The sequence below is a fragment of the Gordonia sp. BP-119 genome, assembly GCF_016924115.1.
GTDB lineage: Bacteria > Actinomycetota > Actinomycetes > Mycobacteriales > Mycobacteriaceae > Gordonia > Gordonia hongkongensis.
In genome coordinates this window covers 1-1,574 of record NZ_JAFFZF010000091.1, presented here as the reverse complement: position 1 = coordinate 1,574, position 1,574 = coordinate 1, and the positions used below count along the sequence as shown (strand labels likewise).

At 64.0% G+C, this 1,574-nt stretch carries 1 protein-coding gene; it reads right to left on the bottom strand.

Annotation, left to right across the window (positions count from 1 at the left end):
- Positions 1-1,574, bottom strand: a 1,574-nt coding sequence (locus JW364_RS23925; protein WP_205334497.1) for an amino acid adenylation domain-containing protein, incomplete at both ends; no start/stop codon positions are given.

Sequence of the window (1,574 nt, the reverse complement as noted above, 5' to 3'; positions counted from 1 at the left end):
CTTGCGGTCGAGTTTGCCCGAGGCGTTGAGCGGCAGAGCCTCGAGAGACACGAACATCGCCGGCACCATGTACTCCGGCAACCTGGTCGCGAGTACGGCAGTCAACGCATCGACCTCGACCTGCCCACCCGGCGCCGCCACCACATAGCCCACCAACTGCTGCACGCCCGGCACATCCTCGCGAACGAGCACAACAGCCTGACCCACACCCGGCTGCTCGAGCAATGCAGCCTCGATCTCGCCGAGCTCGATCCGCAGACCGCGTAGCTTCACCTGGAAGTCGGTGCGACCCAGATACACCAGTTCCAGAGAGCCCGAGGCAGTCTCCACCCACTTGACCAGATCGCCGGTACGGTACATCCGTTCACCGGAGCCATTCGGATCGGCCACAAAACGATCTGCCGACAAGTCCGGGCGACCGACATACCCACGCGCCAACTGCACACCGGCCAGATACAACTCACCCGCGACACCCACCGGCACCGAATGAAGACGCTCATCGAGCACGCGAACACGGGTGTTCCACACCGGCGCACCGATGGGCACCGTGACGATGTCGGCGGCTGTGTACTCGTGGAACGTCACGTCCACCGACGCCTCGGTCGGACCATACAAATTATGCAGGGCCGCGCCGCTGAGATCGGCGAACGCACGGGCCGCCTGCGGAGTCAACGCCTCACCCGAACAGAACACCTGCCGCAACGACGGCACCCGCCCATGTTCGACCACCGAGGTGAACGCCGACAACATCGACGGCACGAAATGCGCCGTCGTCACACCGCGCGCCTCGATCAGATCCGCCAAATACAACGGATCACGATGACCATCGGGACGGGCGATGACGAGTTCCGCGCCGACCTGCAAGGGCCAGAACAACTCCCACACCGACACATCAAACGTGACCGGGGTCTTCTGGATGACCACGTCGTCGCCGGTGAGCGCGTACTGCGCCTGCATCCACACCAGTCGGTTCACAATGCCCTCATGCGGCACCGCGACACCCTTCGGACGTCCCGTCGAACCAGAGGTGAAGATGACATAGGCGATGTCGGCACCACGTAGTCTGCCGCGGCGGTCCGCATCGACCACGGGAGCCGTCGAATAAGCCGACACGTCAACTGAATCGAGATCCCACAACTCCGTACCCACAGGCACCTCGAGCTGGACGCCGCCACCGGTGAGCACAACGACCGGCGCGGATGCCTCCAGGACGTACCTCGTGCGCTCAGCCGGGTGATCCGGATCGACCGGCACATAGGCGCCACCGGCCGTGAGCACCGCGTAGATGCCCACAAGCAGCTCAGTCGAGCGGCGCATCGCCAGACCGACACACACGTCCGGACCCACACCCGCCTCGATCAACCTGCGGGCCAACCGATTCACCCGCGCATCAAACTCCGCGTAAGTGAACCGCTCATCCTCGAACACCACAGCAACAGCATCCGGAGTACGCAGAACCTGCTGCTCGAACAACTCCACCAACGTCGAACCGACGACGGCTTGCGAGGTCTCGTTGACCTGTGCGATGGCCCCGAGATCGGCGGCATCGGCAATCTCGACATCACCCACGGGGC